The following is a 19,916-nucleotide window of genomic DNA, read 5'->3' on the forward strand; positions in this document are numbered from 1 at the left end:
TTGCATTCCACATTCGCGATAGTCTGCCTTACTGAACTAGGCAATTTCAATCAAGAGTGCGGTGGTTTATTTGCTTCCGCGCTGCTTGTAGAAGAAGCTTTTGTTCAGCACGCGCGATCGCTCTTATGGTTCGCTCTATTGCTTCAGGTTCAACAGAAATAGAAGTAATACCCCACTGCACAAGCTGCTCAATGATTTCAGGATACAGCGCAGGTGCTTGACCACAGATAGAACAAGGAATTCCTGCACTATTTGCCATTTCGATCAGTTGGGCGATCGCTTTGGTTACCGCTGGATGACGTTCATTAAATACTGTTGTGAGATTTCCTTGGTCTCGATCCACTCCTAGTAATAATTGTGTAAGATCATTTGTACCAATGGAAATACCTTGCACACCTGCTTTAACGTATTCTGGTAATAAAAAGAGTATTGAAGGCACTTCAGCCATGATCCACACTTGAAACTGTGGTATTAGAGTCAACATGGCTTGTTCAATTTTTTGACGGCAAAAGGAAAACTCTTCCACAGAGCGCACGAAAGGTAATACTAGCCGGATATTGCTATAGCCTGCTTTCTGTACAGCCGCCACAGCTGCTAATTCCAATTCAAAAATTGCCGGATTTTCAATATAGCTAAAAGTACCACGCTCTCCAAGCGCGCCTGGTGTCGAAGATTTTAAACCTTGGCTAAAAGATAGCAGTTCATGCGATCGCCAATCTAGAGAACGATAAAAAATTGGTCGTGGTGCAAAACCAGCAGCAAATTCCATAATCAAATTGCACCAACGCTCGAGTAATTCAGCTTTGCGTCCTTCCTGAAGCCAAATGTTGGGATGCTGTCCTTCCAAAATATTGAGAACCATTAGTTCTGAACGTATTAATCCCACACCATCGACAGATAAGTTTCGTACCTGTTCTATTAACCTAGGCTGACTCAAGTTAACAAGTAACTGGGTAGCTATGATCGGCCAAGAATTTTGGCTTTTGGAACCAGTATACTTTTGACCATAATTTTTTTGCTCATTTGACTCGTCTTTGTGTTCTCCAGCCTGAGACTCGAGCGGCACCTTCCCATCAGATATTATTTGGGGTGATTGTTGATTTTGCAGCCATGTAGGCGAATTTATCAGTTCCCGAGAGTTTCCTCTTATACTCGATTCACTCGAGTTAAGGAGACTTTCCATAGACGCTATTTTCTTTGAAGGCTTTCCAGCAGAGGTAACAGGAGCCCGATATCCTTGCTCTAAAATTTCCCCTGCTCCCCTGCCCCCCTGCTCAAGAGCTCCTCTGCTCCTGTGCTCCTCTGCTCCCCTCGTCACACGATAAACTACTCCATGATCGCCATCGACAATCAATTGTTCACCGCTTTGAAAGATGATTGTTGCGTCTGGAACACCTACCACCGCTGGAATACCTAATTCTCTAGCAAGAATTGCAGCATGGCTAGTTAACCCTCCATGTTCGGTTACTATACCACCTGCTTGTTGCAGTAACGGTAACCAATCAGGTGCAATTTCACGTCCTACTAAAATAACTCCAAATGGTATTTGTTCTTGCTGCTGAGGTCGTGAATCTACGATAACGTGGGCAGAAGCCATAACCCTTCCTCCCGCAACCCCTAGTCCTTTGACTAGTTGGAAATTAGAAATTGCATTTTGGTAGGAGCTAATTTGCGTAAAGTACAACGTCCTCGTTGGCTCATCACAAATAGTCCACTCTAAGGTAAAATGTGGACCCACTTCTTGAACAAGTTGATTTGACAGATCAATCAACTGTTGCAGGTGTTCTTCTGGGAGAGCATACTGATTTTGTTGAGCTTCCTCTAACGGATAGCTAACAAGACCTGTCTGATTTGGCTGGATCTCTGGTAAATGTTGCGCAATAGCTCCGGGCCTGGTATTGTTAAGGCGATATGCTAGTATTTTGTTGCCTAATTGCCGCTCCTGAACAGCATTGTTTTGGGGCTCAATATAATAAACATCTGGCAGAACTTCACCCTTACTAATTGCCATTCCTAGTCCCCAAGTAGCTTGAATTTCCAATCCTGTGGAATTGGCATTTACTAAACCACTGGCGATCGCGTTGTATACGGGTTGTACCAAAACTCCCAAATTCACCTGTTGTAAGTCAATTCCTATACGTTGCCAATAAAGTAAACTTTTCGCACGAAATAACTGACTCCAAGTGCGCTTCAACGCGAGAGCGATCGCTTGTTCATCTGAAGAGGAAAACTGGGACTCAAGTAAACCAGAGATATTCTTTGTCCCATACTTTGCGGTTGGGACAGCAACAGTTGGACGAAAAATGAAAAATACATTGTTTTGGAATGATGCTTCACCGGATTTAGGTGAATGGCTTTGAGCGTCCTTTGAGGGTAATAAGCGCAGAGCAGCTTTAAGTATTTTGCTGAAAAGCTGCTCTGGTATACTGGCTGTGATAATTTCTTGACGCAAGCGACCAGCTACTTGCTGAAGTTGACGCCAATTATCTACATCTAGATGTAAAGAAGAGTGAGGTAAGTCAGCAATTAATGCTTCTGAGCTGTTGAGATTTTCTAGAAAATCTCGTAAAACTTCTGCCGACACTACAAACCCAGGTAATACTGGATAGCCACGCTGCATCATTCTGCTCAAATGAAATGCTTTGTCACCTACTTTAGGGTGATCCTGGGGTTTAATTTGATCAAGCCAGTAGAGTTTGTCCACTCAATTAATACGTTATCTATTATTAATTATTGTTGATTATTGAGGAGAAATTTGGCATCTCTACAGTAGATAAAAAGTTTTATTTCTTTGGGCAGAGAGACTCCATTTTTTGGTTTTTATAGTATCGTACAACACACTAACCGTAACTAGTAGCTATTCTAGGGTAGAACACTATGAGAGAGAATCATCTGTGTCAAGATGACCCAAAAAGCATTTGCAGATTGGGATTTTCAGCTTCTCAAGAAATTCAATAATGAAAATTGCCGCTTGAAATTTCTTCATGATAGCACGATCACAGCATTAAAACAGGAGTATGAGGACTTAGACAAATGCCGCAAGTAGTATTCTCTCTTCAATTATCAGTATTCCCAAGCACTAATTATCTTTCACCGAATGATTGGCTAAATACGATGTTCCGGCTCTGTCTGGCTTTGGTTATTGGGTTAATTATTGGTTTGGAACGCCAGCTTCAGCACAAACCTGCTGGGTTAAGAACTCATATGCTAGTAAGTTTTGGTTCAGCCATATTTACTCTTATACCCCTACAAGTCAGTGCTGCTCACCAAAGCGTTGATTCGCTCAGTCGTGTAATTCAAGGTATTGCTGCTGGTGTGGGATTTCTCGGTGCAGGAGAAATTGTACGCCAATCAACCCAAAAAGATTCCCACCTCCCTGAAGTTCACGGGCTTACTTCAGCCGCAGCAATTTGGGTTTCAGCCGGTTTAGGAATTGCTGCTGGTTGCGGTTTATGGCAGTTAGGATTAACTGGTGCTCTATTCTCTTTGTTAGTTCTTAAAATTCTAAAGAAACTGGAATAATTATTAATATTTATTAATAAATCGTAAAATATCTCCTTAATTTTCATCCCCCATTTCCTGATCCTGAGCATTAAACAGTGCGATCGCCTTGGCAAAAATTTGCTCTTCTGCCCTAGTTTCAAGAATTGACTTGACTAAATTAGTAAACTCCCAGTCAACGAGATTATCGTTATCTATTGTTTTACTAGCAGGATAAAAACTAATATCATCACGCTTTAATTCATTAGTAAGACCAGTTTGCCATGCTTTAGATTTAGTGTCCCATGAAAGAGATTTACCTCGTAATGTAAATTGAAACCATACTATTTCATCATTTTTAAATTCAAAAAAAACATCAAAATATGGTTCGATCCCTTGTAGCCAAATTCTCGTTATATCTTTTTGCACATCTTGTTTAAGGAGCTTTTGCTCAATAGGTCGCAATGACGCACCCAGAGAGGTAATTTCATCCTTATCTAAGGTATTATGGTTAGGCATATTTTAAATTCTACTTGTTATATAGCAATTCTATTTGATTCGTAAAACAAGGCAATAGACAATAGAGCTTTTCACGCATAGTTTAGGATTGATCTATATTTCCAAATCCTTTGTGAAAAAACCAAGTACCTCGTATTTCTTATTCCCCGCTCCCCCTGGTTCCCCTGCTAAGATCTCGCTAACTAATTTTGTAATATTTCTCCTCCTTTAACAGAAAGAATTTGCGAGGAATTTAACCATTGGGAATCAAAAGAACTTAAATGGGTGGTAGTAATCAGGGTTTGGAAACGATCTTGAATAGCGTCAAGTAATTGATTTTGGCGCGATGAATCAAGTTCAGCTAAAACATCATCAAGGAGTAGAAGTGGTGGTTCTCCCACAACTTCTTCAATGAGTTGTAATTCTGCTAGTTTTAAGGCTAGCACTAAGGTTCGTTGCTGACCTTGAGAACCGTACTGACGGGCAGGTGTATTATTAATAATTAATTCTACTTCGTCGCGATGGGGACCGACAAGAGTAGTACCTTGGTGCAACTCAGCAACAGACCTTTGCTGAATTTTTGCTAAAAAATTTTGCTGTACCTGTTCTGGATGGTTTTGTTCTAAAGGGATGTTAGGTGAGTACTTAACTTGCAAAATTTCTGTGCTACCACTGATACTAGAGTGCCAATCGGTAGCAATAGGAGCTAATCGCTTAATAGCGCGATCTCGTCGTCTAATTACTCGGGTACCCGCAGTAGCTAATTGTGCATCCCAAACAGCTAATTCTGATTGTAGAGACGTTGCAGATAAAGTCTCTATATTATGCTTCAAAAAAGCATTGCGCTGTCTTAGTATTTGGTTATACTGCTTCAAAATATGAGTATAAACCGGCTCGAGTTGAATTAAAAGCGTATCCAGCCAATTACGGCGACCTTCAGGACCACCACGTACTAAATCCAAATCCAAACTGGAAAATTGTACGGCGTTGAGAACACCAAGAAAGTCCATTTGACGGCGAAGATTTTCACCATTTAGAGTAACAGTGCGGCGACCGTTATGCCGTAGAGTTAAAGCAAGATCACTAATCCCGGTTTGTCGTTTTAGTTTTGCGTAAAGTAAGGCGATCGCTTCTCCGTCTCGAATTAAATCGCGATCTCGTGCCATGCGGTGCGATCGTAATGTTGCTAATAATTCCACCGCCTCCAAGAGATTGGACTTCCCTTGAGCGTTATTACCTACCAAAATCGTCTTCGGAGCAGTAAACTCAACCATCTGCTCGTTATAGTTGCGAAACTGTCTCAAAAGAAGGGTTTGGAGGTACATAGGCAATGGGCACGGGGCATGGGGCATGGGGCACGGGGCATGGGGCACGGGGCATGGGGCATGGGGCACGGGGCACGGGGCACGGGGCATGGGGTAAGGTTTTATGAGTCACGGGGAATGGGGTAGGGGATCAGGGGGATACAGGATAAGAAGCGGTACTCTCTTAAGCTAGTAGATACTCAGTCCTTAATAGCCAATTACCCACTTATCCAATGCCCATTGCCCTATGCCCCATGCCCTATGCCCTATGCCCTATGCCCTATGCCCTTTACCAATTAAGCGCAAGAATAGCTTCTCTAGTTCGATCCAAACAAACATCAGAGCACTAAACCCAAAACAAATAGCTAACTCAGTTGGACTTAGCCAGTGAGTGCCAAAAAAAGTTCGTAAGGGTGGAATGTAAACTAGCATTAGCTGCAAAATTGTTGTTAAGAGAACAGATCCTAATACGAAAAGATTTGAAAAAGGATTCATTTGTATTGTCAATTGGGTGTTTGAGCGAATTGCTAGCGCGTGCCCCATTTGAGCGATACACAAAGCCGTGAACACCATGGTTTTCCACCGATCTGGATCTAGTCCTGGACCCTTGACAATTTGCACATGATGATATGCCCACTCCATAAGGATAATCGTGATGATAGCAAAGACAATACCAATGCGGATGATGTAAGACCCTAAACCCTTCGAGAAAATGCTCTCACGGGGACTAAAAGGTGGACGTTTCATCACATCTGGTTCAGGAGGTTCTAAAGCTAACGCTAGTGCTGGTAAACCATCTGTCACTAAATTCATCCAAAGAATTTGTAGCGGTGTGAGTGGGACGCCTCCCATAGGCAATAGTATTGGTGCTGCGGCAATGGTAAGAACTTCGCCAATATTACTACCAAGGATGTATTTGATAAAGCGGCGAATATTAGTGTAAACAACTCGACCTTCTTTAGTTGCGGCGACAATAGTGGCGAAATTATCATCAAGTAGTACCATGTCGCTAGCTTCTTTGCTGACGTCTGTACCAGTAATACCCATAGCAATACCGATGTCAGCTTGTTTGAGGGCTGGAGCATCGTTTACACCATCGCCTGTCATGGCGACAAATCTACCTCGCCGTTGTAGTGCTTGAACAATTCGTAGTTTATGTTCAGGCGCAACCCTAGCGTAGATGTTAACTAAGTCAACGTTTTCCTCTAGTTCTTGGTCACTCATCCGTTGTAGCTCAGAACCTGTGAGGACGCGATCGCCCACTTTTGCAATCCCTAAATCAATTGCGATCGCTTGTGCTGTTAACTGGTGATCCCCAGTAATCATCACAGGACGGATTCCTGCGTCTCGACACTCTTGCACCGCCGCTCTTACTTCTGGACGCGGTGCATCCAGCATTCCTACTAGTCCTAACCAAACTAATTGTTGTTCACTTGTTTCGTCTGAACCTTCTGGTGGAATATCACTAAAGGGTTTGTACGCAAAACCTAAAACCCTCAAACCATTACCTGCCATTTGGTCATTTTGGGACAAAATGCTTTGGCGTTGTTGCTCATTTAAAGGAATAGTACCAGTGCCTATATAGATGTGCGTACAACGAGCTAAAGTTAACTCAGGAGAGCCTTTGGTAAACATTAAGTAACTTTCAGATTTCAACAAGTTACTAATGAGCGGATCAACCGCTGTCAAAGGAGAGACGCCTGTTTCTACTTGCTCAACCTGACAAACCACGCTCATGCGTTTGCGTTCAGAAGAAAAAGGAAATTCGCTGACGCGCGGTAGCTTACTTTGCCACTGATCCTGCTCAATACCTCCTTTTGCGGCTAGCGTCAGTAATGCACCCTCTGTGGGATCTCCCAGAATTTTCCATTCACCTTTTTCTTGTTGCAGCACTGAATCATTACACAAAGCACAGGCTATTAGTAATGCTTGAAGTTCTGAATAGTCGTGTAGTTGAACTTTCCTACATTGAAATTGAAACTCGCCTATAGGGTTGTAACCGTTGCCTGTAACGCTGAACTGACAGTTTAGAGTCGAAATGGATTGTACAACCATTTTATTTTGAGTCAGCGTACCAGTTTTATCAGAGCATATTGTGCTTACAGACCCTAAAGTTTCCACAGCTGGTAGTTTACGTATTAAAGCATTGCGACGCACCATGCGTTGTGTTCCTAACGCTAATGCAACAGTAATAACTGCGGGTAAACCCTCTGGCACTACAGCTACCGCCATACTTAAAGAAACTTCCAACAGTTCTTGTAATTCGCTGAAGCCTCCTGTGCGGATAATACCACCAACGACAACAATGGCCACCAGAACTAAAGAACCGGTCACTAGGACTTTACCAAGCTGATCCATTCTTTGTTGCAAGGGGGTAGGTTCATTTTCCACTGATTGCAACATGGCAGCGATTTGCCCTAGTTCTGTCTTCATTCCAGTGTTAGTGACTAGAACTTTGGCTCGTCCTTGGATAACTTCAGTCCCTTGAAATACTAAATTAACGCGATCTCCTATTCCTGTATCTTCTGGTAAATGAATTGATGCTTGTTTATTTACTGGGTGAGCTTCACCTGTAAGTGCTGACTCCCGCACTTGCAAATTAGATTGTTCTAGTAAGAGTCCATCTGCTGCTATATGAACGCCTGCTTCTAGCAGCATCACATCCCCTGGCACCAGTTCCTTCGCTGCTACTTCTAATAACTGGCTTTCGCGAAGGACTCGCACAATAGGCGAAGCAAGTTTTTTCAAAGCTGCTAGCGCTTTTTCTGCACGGCTTTCTTGAACATAACCAAGAATCCCGTTGAGGATGACAATTGCTAAGATAGCGATCGTATCCTTGAACGGTAGTTCGCCTTTTGCCAGTTTTTGTTGCCAATTTAGCAGATCTAAAACGCCGGAAACTATAGCCACGGCGATCAGCATCAATAACATAACGTTCTTGAACTGATCCACCAAAATATCTAGGGTGCTGCGTCCGCGAGTTTCCTGTAGTTCGTTAGGACCATATTCTTGTAACCGCCGTTGTACTTCTTGGTGGCTCAAACCCGTTTCTGCATTTGTTGCAAGCCGTTCTAGTGCGCTATCAACTTCTAAGCTATGCCAAACAACGATTGAATCAGGCAAAGAGTGAGCAGACATGGTATGGGTTAAAGCAAGGGTTACAGCATTTGATCATAGTTCATTAAAACGGAACAGGGAATAGTGATGAGGAAATAGGCAGTAGGGAAGATGAACCCGGGACCAACGATCTCTTGAGCAGGGGAATACCCTTACTTTAAGAAGACTTTCAGGAAATACATCACTCTGGGTGTTGACAAAAATAGCGCAAGAAAAACAGTTTATCTAAGTATTATTTAGAACTGCAAGCTCTGAGAATTCTATCTTGGGAACACAATACGTAATTATTACTACTTTAGGCAAATTTATTATCACAAAATATTGATAATAATCATGGATATATGACTGCTTAGGAGCTTGAATCTCTACCGATTCTGACTCCTGACTCCTGAATTCTGACTCCTTTTTCCTGAGTTCCCTATCTACACCAGTCAACTCAAGAATCAAGCAGGACTGCTATCAAAGATATTTCACAATTGATTCCAAGTGTGTTAAATCGTTAAGTAAATAAGTTTAATATGACTTCTACAATCGTTAGTTTTCCATCTAGCCTGATGTTTGGTCACAAAACAATCCGACCGCTTAGTGCAGCTGCCCTTGGTGGGATCGCGTTCATCAAAGATAAAGTTATTGCTATAGACACAGTGAAAGGGCATTTATTGGAAATTGACCCTGCAACAGATAACACAAAAATTGTCAATATTCACCAAGTAAGAGATTTTACAGATGTTACCGGTCTCGCAATTTGGGAAGATACCCTCTGGGTGACAAGGGGTAACAGTATCTATTTATGCAAGCTGGCTACTTTAGGCTTAGAGCATTTCGTCACCTTGCCTTATAGTGCTGATGGTATTGCTGTTTGGGAATCAACAGTATATGTCACTTGTCAAAAATTAGGCGGTATTTTGATTTTTGACCGTAATACACGCAAGCAAATTACCAAATTTTATGCTCCTGGTTTAGGGATGGAAAATTTGGCAGTTACAGAAGAAACCCTGTGGGTTTGCGACGCACTTGAACAAACAGTTTACTGCATTGACAGGGCAACAGGAGAAGTACAGTTCAGTGTGTTGACGCCATTTGAAGCTCCTAGAGGGATAGCAGTACACAAAAATACAGATACAGGCAAAGAAACTTTATACGTCGCCTATGCTTCTGAGGAACCCTATATTCGGGATAACCCAAATGCTGATCCCAATCATGAACTAACTTACCGCGATCGCACGTTTATTCACCCCCTGCATTATCATCACAATCCAGAGCAACACTACGCCCTTTCCAATGGCTATCTTATTGAAATGTCCTATGTAGAGGAAATTTCACCATTAGAAGAAGTTTATTTAACAGATGTAGAATGGCTCATCGCCCTACCTTCAGAAACTGATCGTCAAAAAGTGCGGCACGTTGAACCTGTTGGTCTACCTTTTACAGAAAAAATCGTAGATGGGCAGCGTGTAGCAGTATTTAAATTTGATTATCTCACTCCAGGCGAACGCCATTTGTTTGGATGGAAGGCTGTTTTGGAAGTTCGGGGGATTAAATATCGCCTCAGCCCAAGAGATGTAGAAGATCTTCCTGAGATTTCACCAGAATTTCAAACCCGTTACCTGGAAGATAATGACGACTTGGCAATGGATAGTGACATTGTTCTCCGTGCTGCCCAAGAAGCAATTGGTACTGAAACCAACTTACTACGGAAAATGTATAACATCCGCAATTACGTCTACGACGAATTGTCTTATGGGATAAAACCTCATATTGACACCCCAGATATTGTTTTAGAACGAGGCGTTGGTTCTTGCGGAGAGTATGTGGGTGTTCTACTTGCACTCTCGCGTTTAAATGGTATCCCTTGTCGTACCGTGGGGCGCTACAAATGTCCACCCTACGCCGAATACCAACATATTCCTCTACAACCAGACTTTAATCATGTTTGGTTGGAATTTTATATACCTGGTTTTGGCTGGTTACCAATGGAATCAAATCCTGATGATATTGGTGGTGGGGGACCATATCCCACAAGGTTTTTTATGGGCTTATGCTGGTATCACATTGAAATTGGTAAAGGAATCCCTTTTGAAATTTTGACAAGTAAAGGTCAACGGGTAACAAAAGAAGAGATTTCAATAGGAGAGTTAGCGATTAATCACATTCGCTTTACAATTCTTCAAGAATTAGAACCCTTTTAGGGCAATGGGCAATGGGCATGGGGCATGGGGCATGGGGCATGGGGATTGGGATATATACTTCAGAAGTCTCAAAGCAATTTTTTCCTTCTTCCCCTCCTCCCTGCTCCCTGCTCCCTGCTCCCTGCTCAAGGTATCTTCCTTGCTAAAAAACTACCAATTTCTAAACCTACAAACCCCATCAGGGCGCTACCTAGCCAGTAAGTTAGCGCCAATCCTTGAGAACCTGTTTTTAGCAGCGCAGAAGTATCCAAAGCATAAGTAGAAAAAGTTGTGTAAGATCCTAAAAACCCAACAGCAACCAATAGTCGTAGATCAGGAGAAGTAAGCATTCGATCTAACGTGAATGTCACAAAAAAGCCCATTATAAAAGCACCTGTAACATTAATAAAAAAAGTGCCATAAGGAAATCCAGTGCCAAGCCATCTAGCAAATAGTAATGTTAGGTAGTAACGGCTTAAGGCACCAGGAATCGCTCCCAAAATAATTGCCAAAGGAGCACGAAGGTTTGGATTTGTAGAACTTAATAAACCTAGGGTTTTATGCAAAAAAGTTGTTAGCATGTTTTTTGAAATCGCTCTTCAATTACTAAAATATTTATGTTTAAAAAAGTGTCGCCCCCAAGATAGGCTACCCTAAAAAAACTCAGTTTCCAGTATTATAGCTCCGAAGTTGGGTAAGTTTTTCAATAAAGATATCGTAGTGTTGGCGAGCAGTTTCAATAGATTTCCCAGAAGATGTAATTAGTCGATAAATTAATTTTTTATTCATAAAATTAAGCCGATATAGAGGCAATTTCTATAAAACGAAAATGGAAAGATATTATTGTAATTTCTGTGTTTATCAAGACTTAAACATTGAAAAATCGCAGATAGAATTAAAGGGGCAGAAGCGGCAGTGATACCCTGGGTTGGGCGGAAAAATTTTACTAAAATTGCTGCTTCTTTGGTGATAGTTTTGTAAATCCTGTTGGTGCTTTTGGGCAACATGAGCTAACTCAAACTCTATAGAGTCTAACTCGCTCTTGCTAACGTGAATTAACTCAGATTTTTTACGGAATTCTAAATTATAGAATGAAGCGATCGCTTGATGTTTTGGGTAAAGATAACGAGCCGCTAGCAGATAAACTAGTGCTTGTCGTCTATCAAAAGTAGATTTACCAGTTTTAAAGTCCAAAATATGCAAAGTGCTATCGGGCTCTGAGAAAACGCAGTCCATCGCAGCATATAGGCGGAAGTAATAATCTTGATGTTCGATCACAATCGGTTTGGGAAAGCCTTCATCACCGCGAGTTAAGAGGACGATACGTTTACCTGAAAGCAATGGATCATTGTGATAATTTTTCAAAATTTGCAGCACACGTTGCTGAACTTCACCAGTAGAATCACTTAATTTTAGTAACTGTCCAATTTTTTCTACACCGTCTGCCTGCTTCAAAAGATGTCTATGGTGGTGAAACTCATAAACACCTTTTTGTGCCAGTAAGCCAATGCGTTGGGACGGAGTTGCCTTTCCCAAAAGGGCTTTGACCTGTGGTTCGTGTTGCCGCGCTTTAGTAAATCCCCTTCTCATCTGACAATGCCAACGTTGTTGCTCTGCCACTGGGGCGACTAAAGACCAAAGGTAATAACTGGCAAAAGGCGATTCAGGGCTTGACATTGCAGGAAATCAGTGAGAAAAATTATAGAAGAGAGAAATAACGCCGCTTTGAATGCGGTCTAGCTACCGCTTAAAAGTCTTATCCGACAGTGATATAATCAGGGAGAAGTTCTGTGAGATACACAATAGTCGCGAGACTAGGCGTATCAGAGTGTGAGATATTGAATAAGGCAGCTTTAAGAAGGTAGTCTGAGTTCAAGTATCCTACTCCTTTTGTATGTAGGAGTGTCAATCATACTATTGTGGCAAATATTTAGAGGCACTTCGGATGTTAGGGTAAAACTCCGCGCCTACAACGTAAAGTCTTACTAAGACTGATGAAAACACTTGCTAATCTTTTGATATCCATAATTGTAGCTTTTTGGGTAATGGCGATCGCACTGCTTTCAGTACAAAACGCCGCGCCAGTGAGTTTAAAATTTCTCACCTTTGAGTCGATACAAATCCCAGTGGGTTTATTATTGGCGTTTAGTGCTGGGGTGGGGATTATCGGGATGGCGCTCCTACAACCTCTTTGGGGTGTTGCTGGATCAAGGCAAAGCCGTGAGCAATTAGAAGACGATAATGAATTTTTTGTTGATGAGTAAAAAAATTTTAAGGCTTAAGAGGGGGTAAAATGCCATATTCTGCGCTTCTTACCCAAAAAAGACTAATTACTTCGTTATCATCCCTTGTTGCCCTAATAACAGGGGTTTTTACTAAGTATTTTTCTTGCTTAGAAAGTAGTTTTTTGTTCAAAAATGGGCTGATGGAAAGGAGAAATCCTGAAATCTATATAAATTAATGGTTTCATCTATCCACTTCCGGCTACAACACCTTAGAATGATTCATTGAAAAGTTGAACTGATGGGAGTTGCAGCCATTTTAGGCAAAAATACTCATCGGAAGTGACTTTTGTAAATCTCTAGACAGAGATTTACGTATAGATGCACACAAGGCATCTGATGACCATATCAAGTAAACCACTAGGAGTTTGACATGAATAAAGGTGAATTGGTTGATGCTGTAGCTGATAAGGCTAGTGTTACCAAAAAACAAGCTGATGCAGTCTTGACTGCGGCTATCGAAATCATCATCGAAGCTGTTTCCTCTGGTGATAAAGTCACCCTTGTTGGATTCGGTTCTTTTGAATCACGAGAACGTAAAGCTCGTGAAGGTCGCAACCCAAAAACCAACGAAAAGATGGAAATTCCAGCAACCAAGGTTCCCGCCTTCTCTGCTGGGAAGCTTTTTAGAGAAAAGGTAGCACCCCCAAAAGAACCTGTGTCCTAGGACATTCTTTGATGATGCGGCAGCCTGTACATGGGGGAAATTTAGTTTGGGCAGCAGCACTAGCTGGTTGCCCCCCCAGTGCAATTCTGGATTTTTCTGCCAGCATCAGCCCATTGGGACCACCAAGCGGCGCTATAGCCGCCATTGTGTCCCAATTGGACAATCTCAGGCACTATCCAGACCCTGATTACAGTGCTTTGAGACTTGCTTTAGGTCAGTTCCATCAGCTGCCGCCTGAATGGATTCTGCCGGGAAATGGCTCGGCGGAATTACTTAGTTTGGCCGGTAGGGAGTTGGCACAGTTAAGTGCAACAGCTTTAATAACTCCAGCCTTTGGTGATTACTACCGGACGCTGGCGGCATACAATGCCAAAGTACTGGAGTTTCTCCTTGATTTTGGGGTAGCAGCAGCAGGAAGAACAATGTCTTGCTCGTTTGTTTGTCTTCCCCCCTCTCTATCCTCCCTATCTCTCTCTCATCACACTCAACAGTGTGGCTTACTCATAAATAATCCTCACAACCCAACGGGAACGCTATTTGCGCGCTCAGCGATTTTGCCGTACCTTAAGGAATTTGCTTTAGTCGTCGTAGATGAAGCTTTTATGGATTTTCTGCCTGAAGATCAGGAACAAAGCCTGATCGAAGTTGTGCAGGAATACCCAAATTTAGTGATTTTGCGATCGCTAACCAAATTCTACAGTCTACCTGGTCTACGACTGGGGTACGCGATCGCTCATCCTGATCGATTGCGACAGTGGCAGCTGTGGCGTGATCCTTGGCCTGTTAATACCCTAGCAGCAGCCGCTGCCATCGCTGCTCTTGAAGATAGGGATTTTCAGGCACAAACCTGGATGTGGCTGCCACAAGTACGAAGTGAACTTTTTGAGGGTTTAACCTGTTTACCAGGATTACAACCCTTTCATAGTGCTGCTAACTTTTTACTAGTGGAATCACAAAGCTCTAGTTCAGAGTTACAGCAACAATTACTCAAGCATCACCAAATTCTCATTCGTGATTGCCTGAGTTTTCCTCAATTGAGCGATCGCTACTTTCGAGTAGCTGTACGTTCAAAGTCCGATAACCAGCGTTTACTAAAAGCCATATCATTAGTTCTTAGTCAATAGTCGAGAGTTTCAAGCTTAAAGTTTTTGACTATTGACTATTGACTTTTAATTATTGGTGATTTAGTGATGACCGTTGACTACGATGTTGTGATTATTGGCGGCAGTCTTGCTGGACGCTATGCCGCCCTTACTGCGACTCAACTAAAAGCCAAGGTTGCCTTGGTAGAACCCGATACCAGTGAGCTCTTATACTCTGCTCACACACCCTATGAGTTAATTTATCACCAAATTTTTAATGAAATTGCCAATCTCACCGAACAAATTAGTGAAGCTGCAGTATTTAAGCCTCATGCTTTATCCGTAGATATATCCCAAGCAAACCTCTATGCTCATGCTACTGTTTCTAATTTGCAACAACAACATTCACTCGCTATCCTAGCTGCCAAAGGAGTCGATGTTATTGTTGGTGGTGGCGAATTTCAATCGTCCCCCCGTTTGTCATTTGCTACTAACAGCCGTGTTTTACGCGCACGCAACTATTTGCTTGCTACTTCCGTTCAATTCATTCCAGAAATTGAAGGACTACAAAAAACCGGCTTTCTAACCTTATCCAATATTTGGCAGTCTCTAGATAGTCATACACCTCCTAAAAATTGGGCAATTATTGGCGGTGTTCCTCAAAGCATTGAACTTGCCCAAACTTTAACTAGGTTGGGTTGCAGCGTAACGTTAATAGTTGATCGCCCATTTATTCTGTCTCACATTGATCCAGAAATAGCCCATTTACTTCGCAGCCATTTGGAGGCTGAGGGTGTGCGTGTCTTTACCCATACCCGAGTTACTCAAGTGCGAAGAATTGATGATAAGAAGTGGTTACAGGCAGGAGATAAGGCAATTGAAACTGATGAAATTGTCGTCGCTACTGGACAACAACCGAATATTCAATCCTTAAATTTGGCGGGGGTAAACGTTAAATGGAATCAGTCTCGTGTGTTGGTGAATGACAAACTACAAACCACTAACCACCGAATTTATGCTTGTGGTGATGTAATAGGAGGTTATGACTGCCCTAATATTGCTAATTATGAAGCCAAAATCGCTGTTAAAAATGCTCTGTTTTTTCCTAGGTTTAAAGTTAATTATCAATCTATTCCGTGGGGAATATTTACTCGCCCTATGCTAGCGCAAGTAGGTTTAACAGAAGCGCAAGCAAAACGCCTGTACAGTCATGATGAAGTTATAGTTTTGCAGCATTATTTTAAAACAATGGCAGCCGCCCAAGTCACCAACCAAACCACAGGCGTTTGTAAATTAATTACCTTGCCCAATGGATTAATTTTAGGTGCTACTGTCTTCGGAGGAGAAGCACGAGAGCTGATTAATATCATTGCTTTGGCGATCGCGCAAAAAATTCAGGTCAAGCATCTAGCCAATTTATCTTCCGTTTATCCTAGTTTTTCGGAAATTCTTGAGCAGACTGCACAGGATTGGAATCAGCGACAATTTAATAGTAATGTTGCATTACAGGATTTTCTACAAAGCTTCTTCCTTTGTCGCCGCAATTGGGATATATAAAGTTATCTAAAATTACATCCCTTGCTTGCTCGTCAGTCTTGGTGGCTACTTCGGCAGTCAACCATCTATCTAATTTGAATGAAAAATCGAGTAAATGTCACGAAGGTTTGTAAAATCTACATCATCAAAAGTAATGTTCTCCTGTTGCATCCTTTCTCTAAATCGTAAAGTCATATCCCAAAAACCCTCAGATTTTGTTTGTTTTTCGTTTAATAAATCAGCGCTCGCATCATCAATGGTTCCCCTCTCTACTGTACCTTCGTTAGAGGGATGTATCACCTCATGAGGATTAACCAAAATCTCAAGCTGCGGATTATCAATTCCTTGCTGACGCAAAAGATCAAATAAAGAATCTCGTTCTTCTGATGGCAAACTCTTAATAGAATTAATAATTTCTTGCAAAGTCATCATATGAAATTACTCTAACTTAAACTAGCTATATTTGAACATCTAAATGTCAGGTATCATATCCATTATAACTTTTTATTCTTCTTCTCTACCACCGAAGCATTTCCAATTCCTTGAAGAATTCCACGGCCGATTAAACCTAGACCCCGACCAATTATTTGGGTAAGAACGAAAACAACACCCTTACCAAAGAAGGATAAGAGTGACTGTAATCGTGGCGCGATCGCATCACGAAATTCTAAGAACAAAGTTATCACTAGTGGAATCCCTGTAAGTTGTTCTAACTCCTGATTACGCGGAGCATAAATCGAAACTTTAGCAATACCCCGAGGTGCAAATACAAATAGCTCATGACGACTTTCAAAAATTGCTTTTGGCTCTGTTATATAATTACTCATACGATATTTCCAAGATAAGTTATTTCTAAATCGTTCAATTTCGCGTGTAGAAAGCATTTGACGATTATAAAAATTTTCCTTAATCTCTTCTACATTTGCTAATTTATTGAGTAGCGGCTGTATGACAGCATTTCCGATTTGAATTAACAAATTTTCTAAGATCATTAATCCTTGTTCTTTAGCTTCAACTTCATCTGCGATGTATAACATATTATCCACACGTAAATCAGTTTTAAACAATAAATAAGAAAGTAACTCGTTTATCAAAGGGATTTTATTCAAAATCTCTGTTCGCACTATCTCAGCATCTTGTAGTAAAAAAGGAACAATTTCTAACTGACTTTCACCCACTGGCACGACAGAGAATTTACCAAAAAATTCTGTGGTTGCTGCTTGCCATATGTCTAGTAATAAATTATTTTTTATTTTAAATACTTGGTGATGTTCTAATTGAGATAGAGATTTATCTTCTAATATACTTACAAGTTTCTGTAGAATGGTATAAAGTAAATCTCGTTTTTTATCTACCCGTAGAATGTCGATTTCTAAAGGAACATTAGTTACATTATTTAATAAATTAAATTGAAGCTTATGAATACAAGATGTAAATAATCCTGCTTGCAGAGCTTTAGCACTTAATAAAGAAGGGTAGTCCTGTATCTGTGGCTCTGTAGAATTTTTAACAGGATTTGTCTTTAGAGATGCAACATCCTGCATTATTGCTGTTGGTTCGTTTTGGTTTGGTGAAGCCAAAACCTGATTAAGAAGCCAACGAGCCGAAACGAGTTCTCGTCGCCTACCAGCTAAGATTGCTTGATCTAGCACTGGTAATCCAGGGACTTGTAACTTTTTGGTCACTTGTGCTAAAGCAGTATTAATATAACTAACCGCTGACACATGCAAATCATTCCGTAGCTTAGCGAAAGGAAGCTTGGCATTTTTCGAGGTAGGAGAAGAAACGATTTTCTTTGTGTTTGGTTCTCTTCCTACTTCCCCAAACCAATAAGAGCGCCCTGCTATAACTTCTTGTATAGCTGTGACTAATTCAGAAATAGGACTACCTTTAGGACAATAACCCTCCACACCTACAGCCTTTGCTGCCAATAGTATTCCTTGCTCTTGGAGAGAGCTGAGCAGTAAAATTGGGAGGTTTGGGTACTGAGTTTTTAGTTGCTGACAGAGTTGTAAACCCATCTGTTGGCTAGAAGTGGAATGAACGTTGCCTAGTTCTAGAATGACTAAATTTAACCTTGCTACGTCTTGATCAGTAGTTTCTGCTAGAATACGCAACACATCTGTATATGTTTCTGCTTCTAGGATGACTTGTAAGTTAGGCAGTTCTTGCAGAGCTACCCGTAAACCTAAACGAAAGATGGGGTCTTGGTCAACTAACAATAATTTCACGCATGTGTTGTTTGTAGTCTACTTCATTACATATATAGCAGTCCTGTTCAATTTTTAAACTTCCTAAAATAGGAAATCCTTATTCCTCTAGAGTGTTATTTAATGTATCTCGACTACAGATGTATTAGCCTTGTTATGGAAATGCCATTGCTACAATGAGCTAAGGGAGAGCATCTAGACTGATAATAGCTCTCCGAAAGGAGCTTGAGGTCTTATGGAACCTATAAAAACCACCATTATGCAAGCTGTTGAAAAACTGGGTTATCGCGTTACTCTTGGGGATGTGGTAACACAGTCAGGGTTGAATGCGGCGGAGGCGAATCAAGGGTTATTAGCCCTTGCTTCAGATGTTGGGGGACATTTACAGGTGAGTGATACAGGTGATATCGTGTACCTGTTTCCTAAGAACTTGCAAGGGATTTTGCGCAATAAATATTTTCAATTGCGCTTGCAGGAATGGTGGAAAAAGATCTGGAGCATCCTATTTTACTTAATTCGGATTTCCTTTGGGATTTTCTTAATTCTTTCTATACTTCTAATAACTGTCACGATCTTTATTATTATCATGAGCATGAACTCAGATCGTGACGATAATAGCCGAAGCAGTCATTCAAGTGGCGGTTTTTGCTTCTTTTACTTCCCAGATTTATTTTGGTATCTTAGCCCAAACTACGAAGAACGCCAGCAAAGAAGACGGAGAGAGAAAAGTGAGCTAAATTTTTTTGAAGCAGTTTTTTCGTTTCTGTTCGGTGATGGGAATCCTAACGCAAATTTAGAAGAACGCCGATGGCAAGAAATTGCTAGTGTGATTCGTTATAACCGAGGTGCAGTTGTAGCTGAACAAATTGCTCCCTATCTCGATGATATTGGTACAGGGTACTCAAAAGAGTATGAAGATTATATGCTGCCTGTGCTAACTCGCTTTAATGGGCAACCAGCAGTAAGTCAAGAGGGACAGATTATCTATTACTTTCCAGAGTTGCAGGTGAGAGCAGCAAATAAACGTCACCAGCCTTTTTCAAGTTATCTAGAAGAATCATTTTGGCGTTTTAGTACAGCAACTTCAGGGCAAAATCTCTTGAGTGGCGGGTTAGGAGTTGTCAATTTTGTTGGAGCTTTAGTGCTGGGAAATTTGCTTAAAAATGGTGTGGTAGCTGCGCAGATAGGTGGACTAGTCGCTTTTGTACAAAGCATTTATTGGTTGCTGCTGGGTTATGGAGCAGGTTTCTTGGGTATTCCCTTAATCCGCTATTTCTGGATTCAGGGGCGCAATAAAAAAATTGCTGCACGTAATAGCGATCGCCGTTCTCGAGCAGAAGTATTAGAAAGTGCTGATAGTTCTTTACGCCGAAAAATTGCCTACGCCAACGAATTTGCACAAGAAAAAGTCATCACCAGCAAAGACTTAGCTTACTCTACTGAAACCGATTTACTAGAACAGGAAGTAGAGCGCTCTGCCAAACTTGACGAGGAATGGCAAAGACGCTTAGAGCGTGGAAATGACATTCCTTAATGTAAAGTTTTTTCAAAGAGCATAATGACCCTCTATAG

The 19,916-nt window shown here is 41.4% G+C and carries 15 protein-coding genes; 7 read left to right on the plus strand and 8 right to left on the minus strand.

Annotation, left to right across the window (positions count from 1 at the left end; all coding sequences use genetic code 11):
- Positions 1–46: 46 nt before the first annotated feature.
- Positions 47–2,704 carry a putative PEP-binding protein gene (locus G4P69_RS10880; RefSeq protein WP_208342937.1) on the minus strand — a complete coding sequence of 886 codons (2,658 nt, stop codon included), beginning with the start codon at positions 2,702–2,704 and terminating at the stop codon, positions 47–49.
- A gap of 329 nt (positions 2,705–3,033) precedes the next feature.
- Here G4P69_RS10880 and G4P69_RS10885 point away from each other — a divergent pair, with 329 nt between their 5' ends.
- Positions 3,034–3,522, plus strand: a complete 489-nt coding sequence (locus tag G4P69_RS10885) for an MgtC/SapB family protein (RefSeq protein WP_208342936.1) — start codon at positions 3,034–3,036, stop codon at positions 3,520–3,522.
- A gap of 36 nt (positions 3,523–3,558) precedes the next feature.
- Here the strand turns inward: G4P69_RS10885 and G4P69_RS10890 are convergent, their stop codons facing one another.
- From G4P69_RS10890 to G4P69_RS10900, 3 genes are all read right to left on the minus strand, one after another.
- Positions 3,559–3,999: a hypothetical protein gene (locus G4P69_RS10890; protein ID WP_208342935.1), complete on the minus strand. Its 441-nt coding sequence runs from the start codon at positions 3,997–3,999 to the stop codon at positions 3,559–3,561.
- Positions 4,000–4,181: 182 nt separating this feature from the next.
- Positions 4,182–5,303 (minus strand): DNA replication/repair protein RecF, encoded by a 1,122-nt coding sequence (gene recF / locus G4P69_RS10895; RefSeq protein WP_208342934.1) that lies wholly within the window; start codon positions 5,301–5,303, stop codon positions 4,182–4,184.
- 252 nt (positions 5,304–5,555) lie between these two features.
- Positions 5,556–8,420 carry a cation-translocating P-type ATPase gene (locus tag G4P69_RS10900; RefSeq protein ID WP_208342932.1) on the minus strand — a complete coding sequence of 955 codons (2,865 nt, stop codon included), beginning with the start codon at positions 8,418–8,420 and terminating at the stop codon, positions 5,556–5,558.
- A 497-nt stretch (positions 8,421–8,917) separates the two neighbouring features.
- Here G4P69_RS10900 and G4P69_RS10905 point away from each other — a divergent pair, with 497 nt between their 5' ends.
- Positions 8,918–10,588, plus strand: coding sequence for a transglutaminase domain-containing protein (locus G4P69_RS10905; protein ID WP_208342931.1), 1,671 nt, complete (start codon positions 8,918–8,920; stop codon positions 10,586–10,588).
- Positions 10,589–10,713: 125 nt separating this feature from the next.
- Here G4P69_RS10905 and crcB read toward each other — a convergent pair whose 3' ends face one another.
- The gene (gene crcB / locus G4P69_RS10910; protein ID WP_208342929.1) at positions 10,714–11,148 is read right to left on the minus strand and encodes a fluoride efflux transporter CrcB; all 435 of its coding nucleotides are present in this window, start codon (positions 11,146–11,148) and stop codon (positions 10,714–10,716) included.
- 280 nt (positions 11,149–11,428) lie between these two features.
- Positions 11,429–12,244, minus strand: a complete 816-nt coding sequence (locus G4P69_RS10915; RefSeq protein ID WP_208342927.1) for a PD-(D/E)XK nuclease family protein — start codon at positions 12,242–12,244, stop codon at positions 11,429–11,431.
- Between the two features lie 317 nt (positions 12,245–12,561).
- On the opposite strand from G4P69_RS10915, the gene G4P69_RS10920 reads away from it, so the two are divergent.
- From G4P69_RS10920 to G4P69_RS10935, 4 genes are all read left to right on the plus strand, one after another.
- Entirely contained in the window at positions 12,562–12,831 is a 270-nt protein-coding gene (locus G4P69_RS10920) for a LapA family protein (RefSeq protein ID WP_208342925.1), read from the plus strand.
- 391 nt (positions 12,832–13,222) lie between these two features.
- The gene (locus G4P69_RS10925; RefSeq protein WP_208342923.1) at positions 13,223–13,516 is read left to right on the plus strand and encodes an HU family DNA-binding protein; all 294 of its coding nucleotides are present in this window, start codon (positions 13,223–13,225) and stop codon (positions 13,514–13,516) included.
- 14 nt (positions 13,517–13,530) lie between these two features.
- Positions 13,531–14,640 (plus strand): threonine-phosphate decarboxylase CobD, encoded by a 1,110-nt coding sequence (gene cobD / locus G4P69_RS10930; RefSeq protein WP_208342945.1) that lies wholly within the window; start codon positions 13,531–13,533, stop codon positions 14,638–14,640.
- A 66-nt stretch (positions 14,641–14,706) separates the two neighbouring features.
- Positions 14,707–16,155 carry a dihydrolipoyl dehydrogenase family protein gene (locus tag G4P69_RS10935; protein ID WP_208342922.1) on the plus strand — a complete coding sequence of 483 codons (1,449 nt, stop codon included), beginning with the start codon at positions 14,707–14,709 and terminating at the stop codon, positions 16,153–16,155.
- Between the two features lie 69 nt (positions 16,156–16,224).
- On the opposite strand, the gene G4P69_RS10940 is transcribed toward G4P69_RS10935, so the two are convergent.
- Together G4P69_RS10940 and G4P69_RS10945 are read right to left on the minus strand one after the other, a co-directional pair.
- On the minus strand, positions 16,225–16,566 hold the full coding sequence (locus G4P69_RS10940) for a hypothetical protein (protein WP_208342947.1): 342 nt from the start codon (positions 16,564–16,566) through the stop codon (positions 16,225–16,227).
- A gap of 62 nt (positions 16,567–16,628) precedes the next feature.
- Positions 16,629–18,365 carry a DUF3685 domain-containing protein gene (locus G4P69_RS10945; protein WP_208342921.1) on the minus strand — a complete coding sequence of 579 codons (1,737 nt, stop codon included), beginning with the start codon at positions 18,363–18,365 and terminating at the stop codon, positions 16,629–16,631.
- 214 nt (positions 18,366–18,579) lie between these two features.
- On the opposite strand from G4P69_RS10945, the gene G4P69_RS10950 reads away from it, so the two are divergent.
- Positions 18,580–19,878, plus strand: coding sequence for a hypothetical protein (locus G4P69_RS10950; RefSeq protein ID WP_208349709.1), 1,299 nt, complete (start codon positions 18,580–18,582; stop codon positions 19,876–19,878).
- The last annotated feature ends 38 nt before the right edge of the window (positions 19,879–19,916 follow it).

This window comes from Aetokthonos hydrillicola CCALA 1050, from assembly GCF_017591665.1.
GTDB lineage: Bacteria > Cyanobacteriota > Cyanobacteriia > Cyanobacteriales > Nostocaceae > Aetokthonos > Aetokthonos hydrillicola.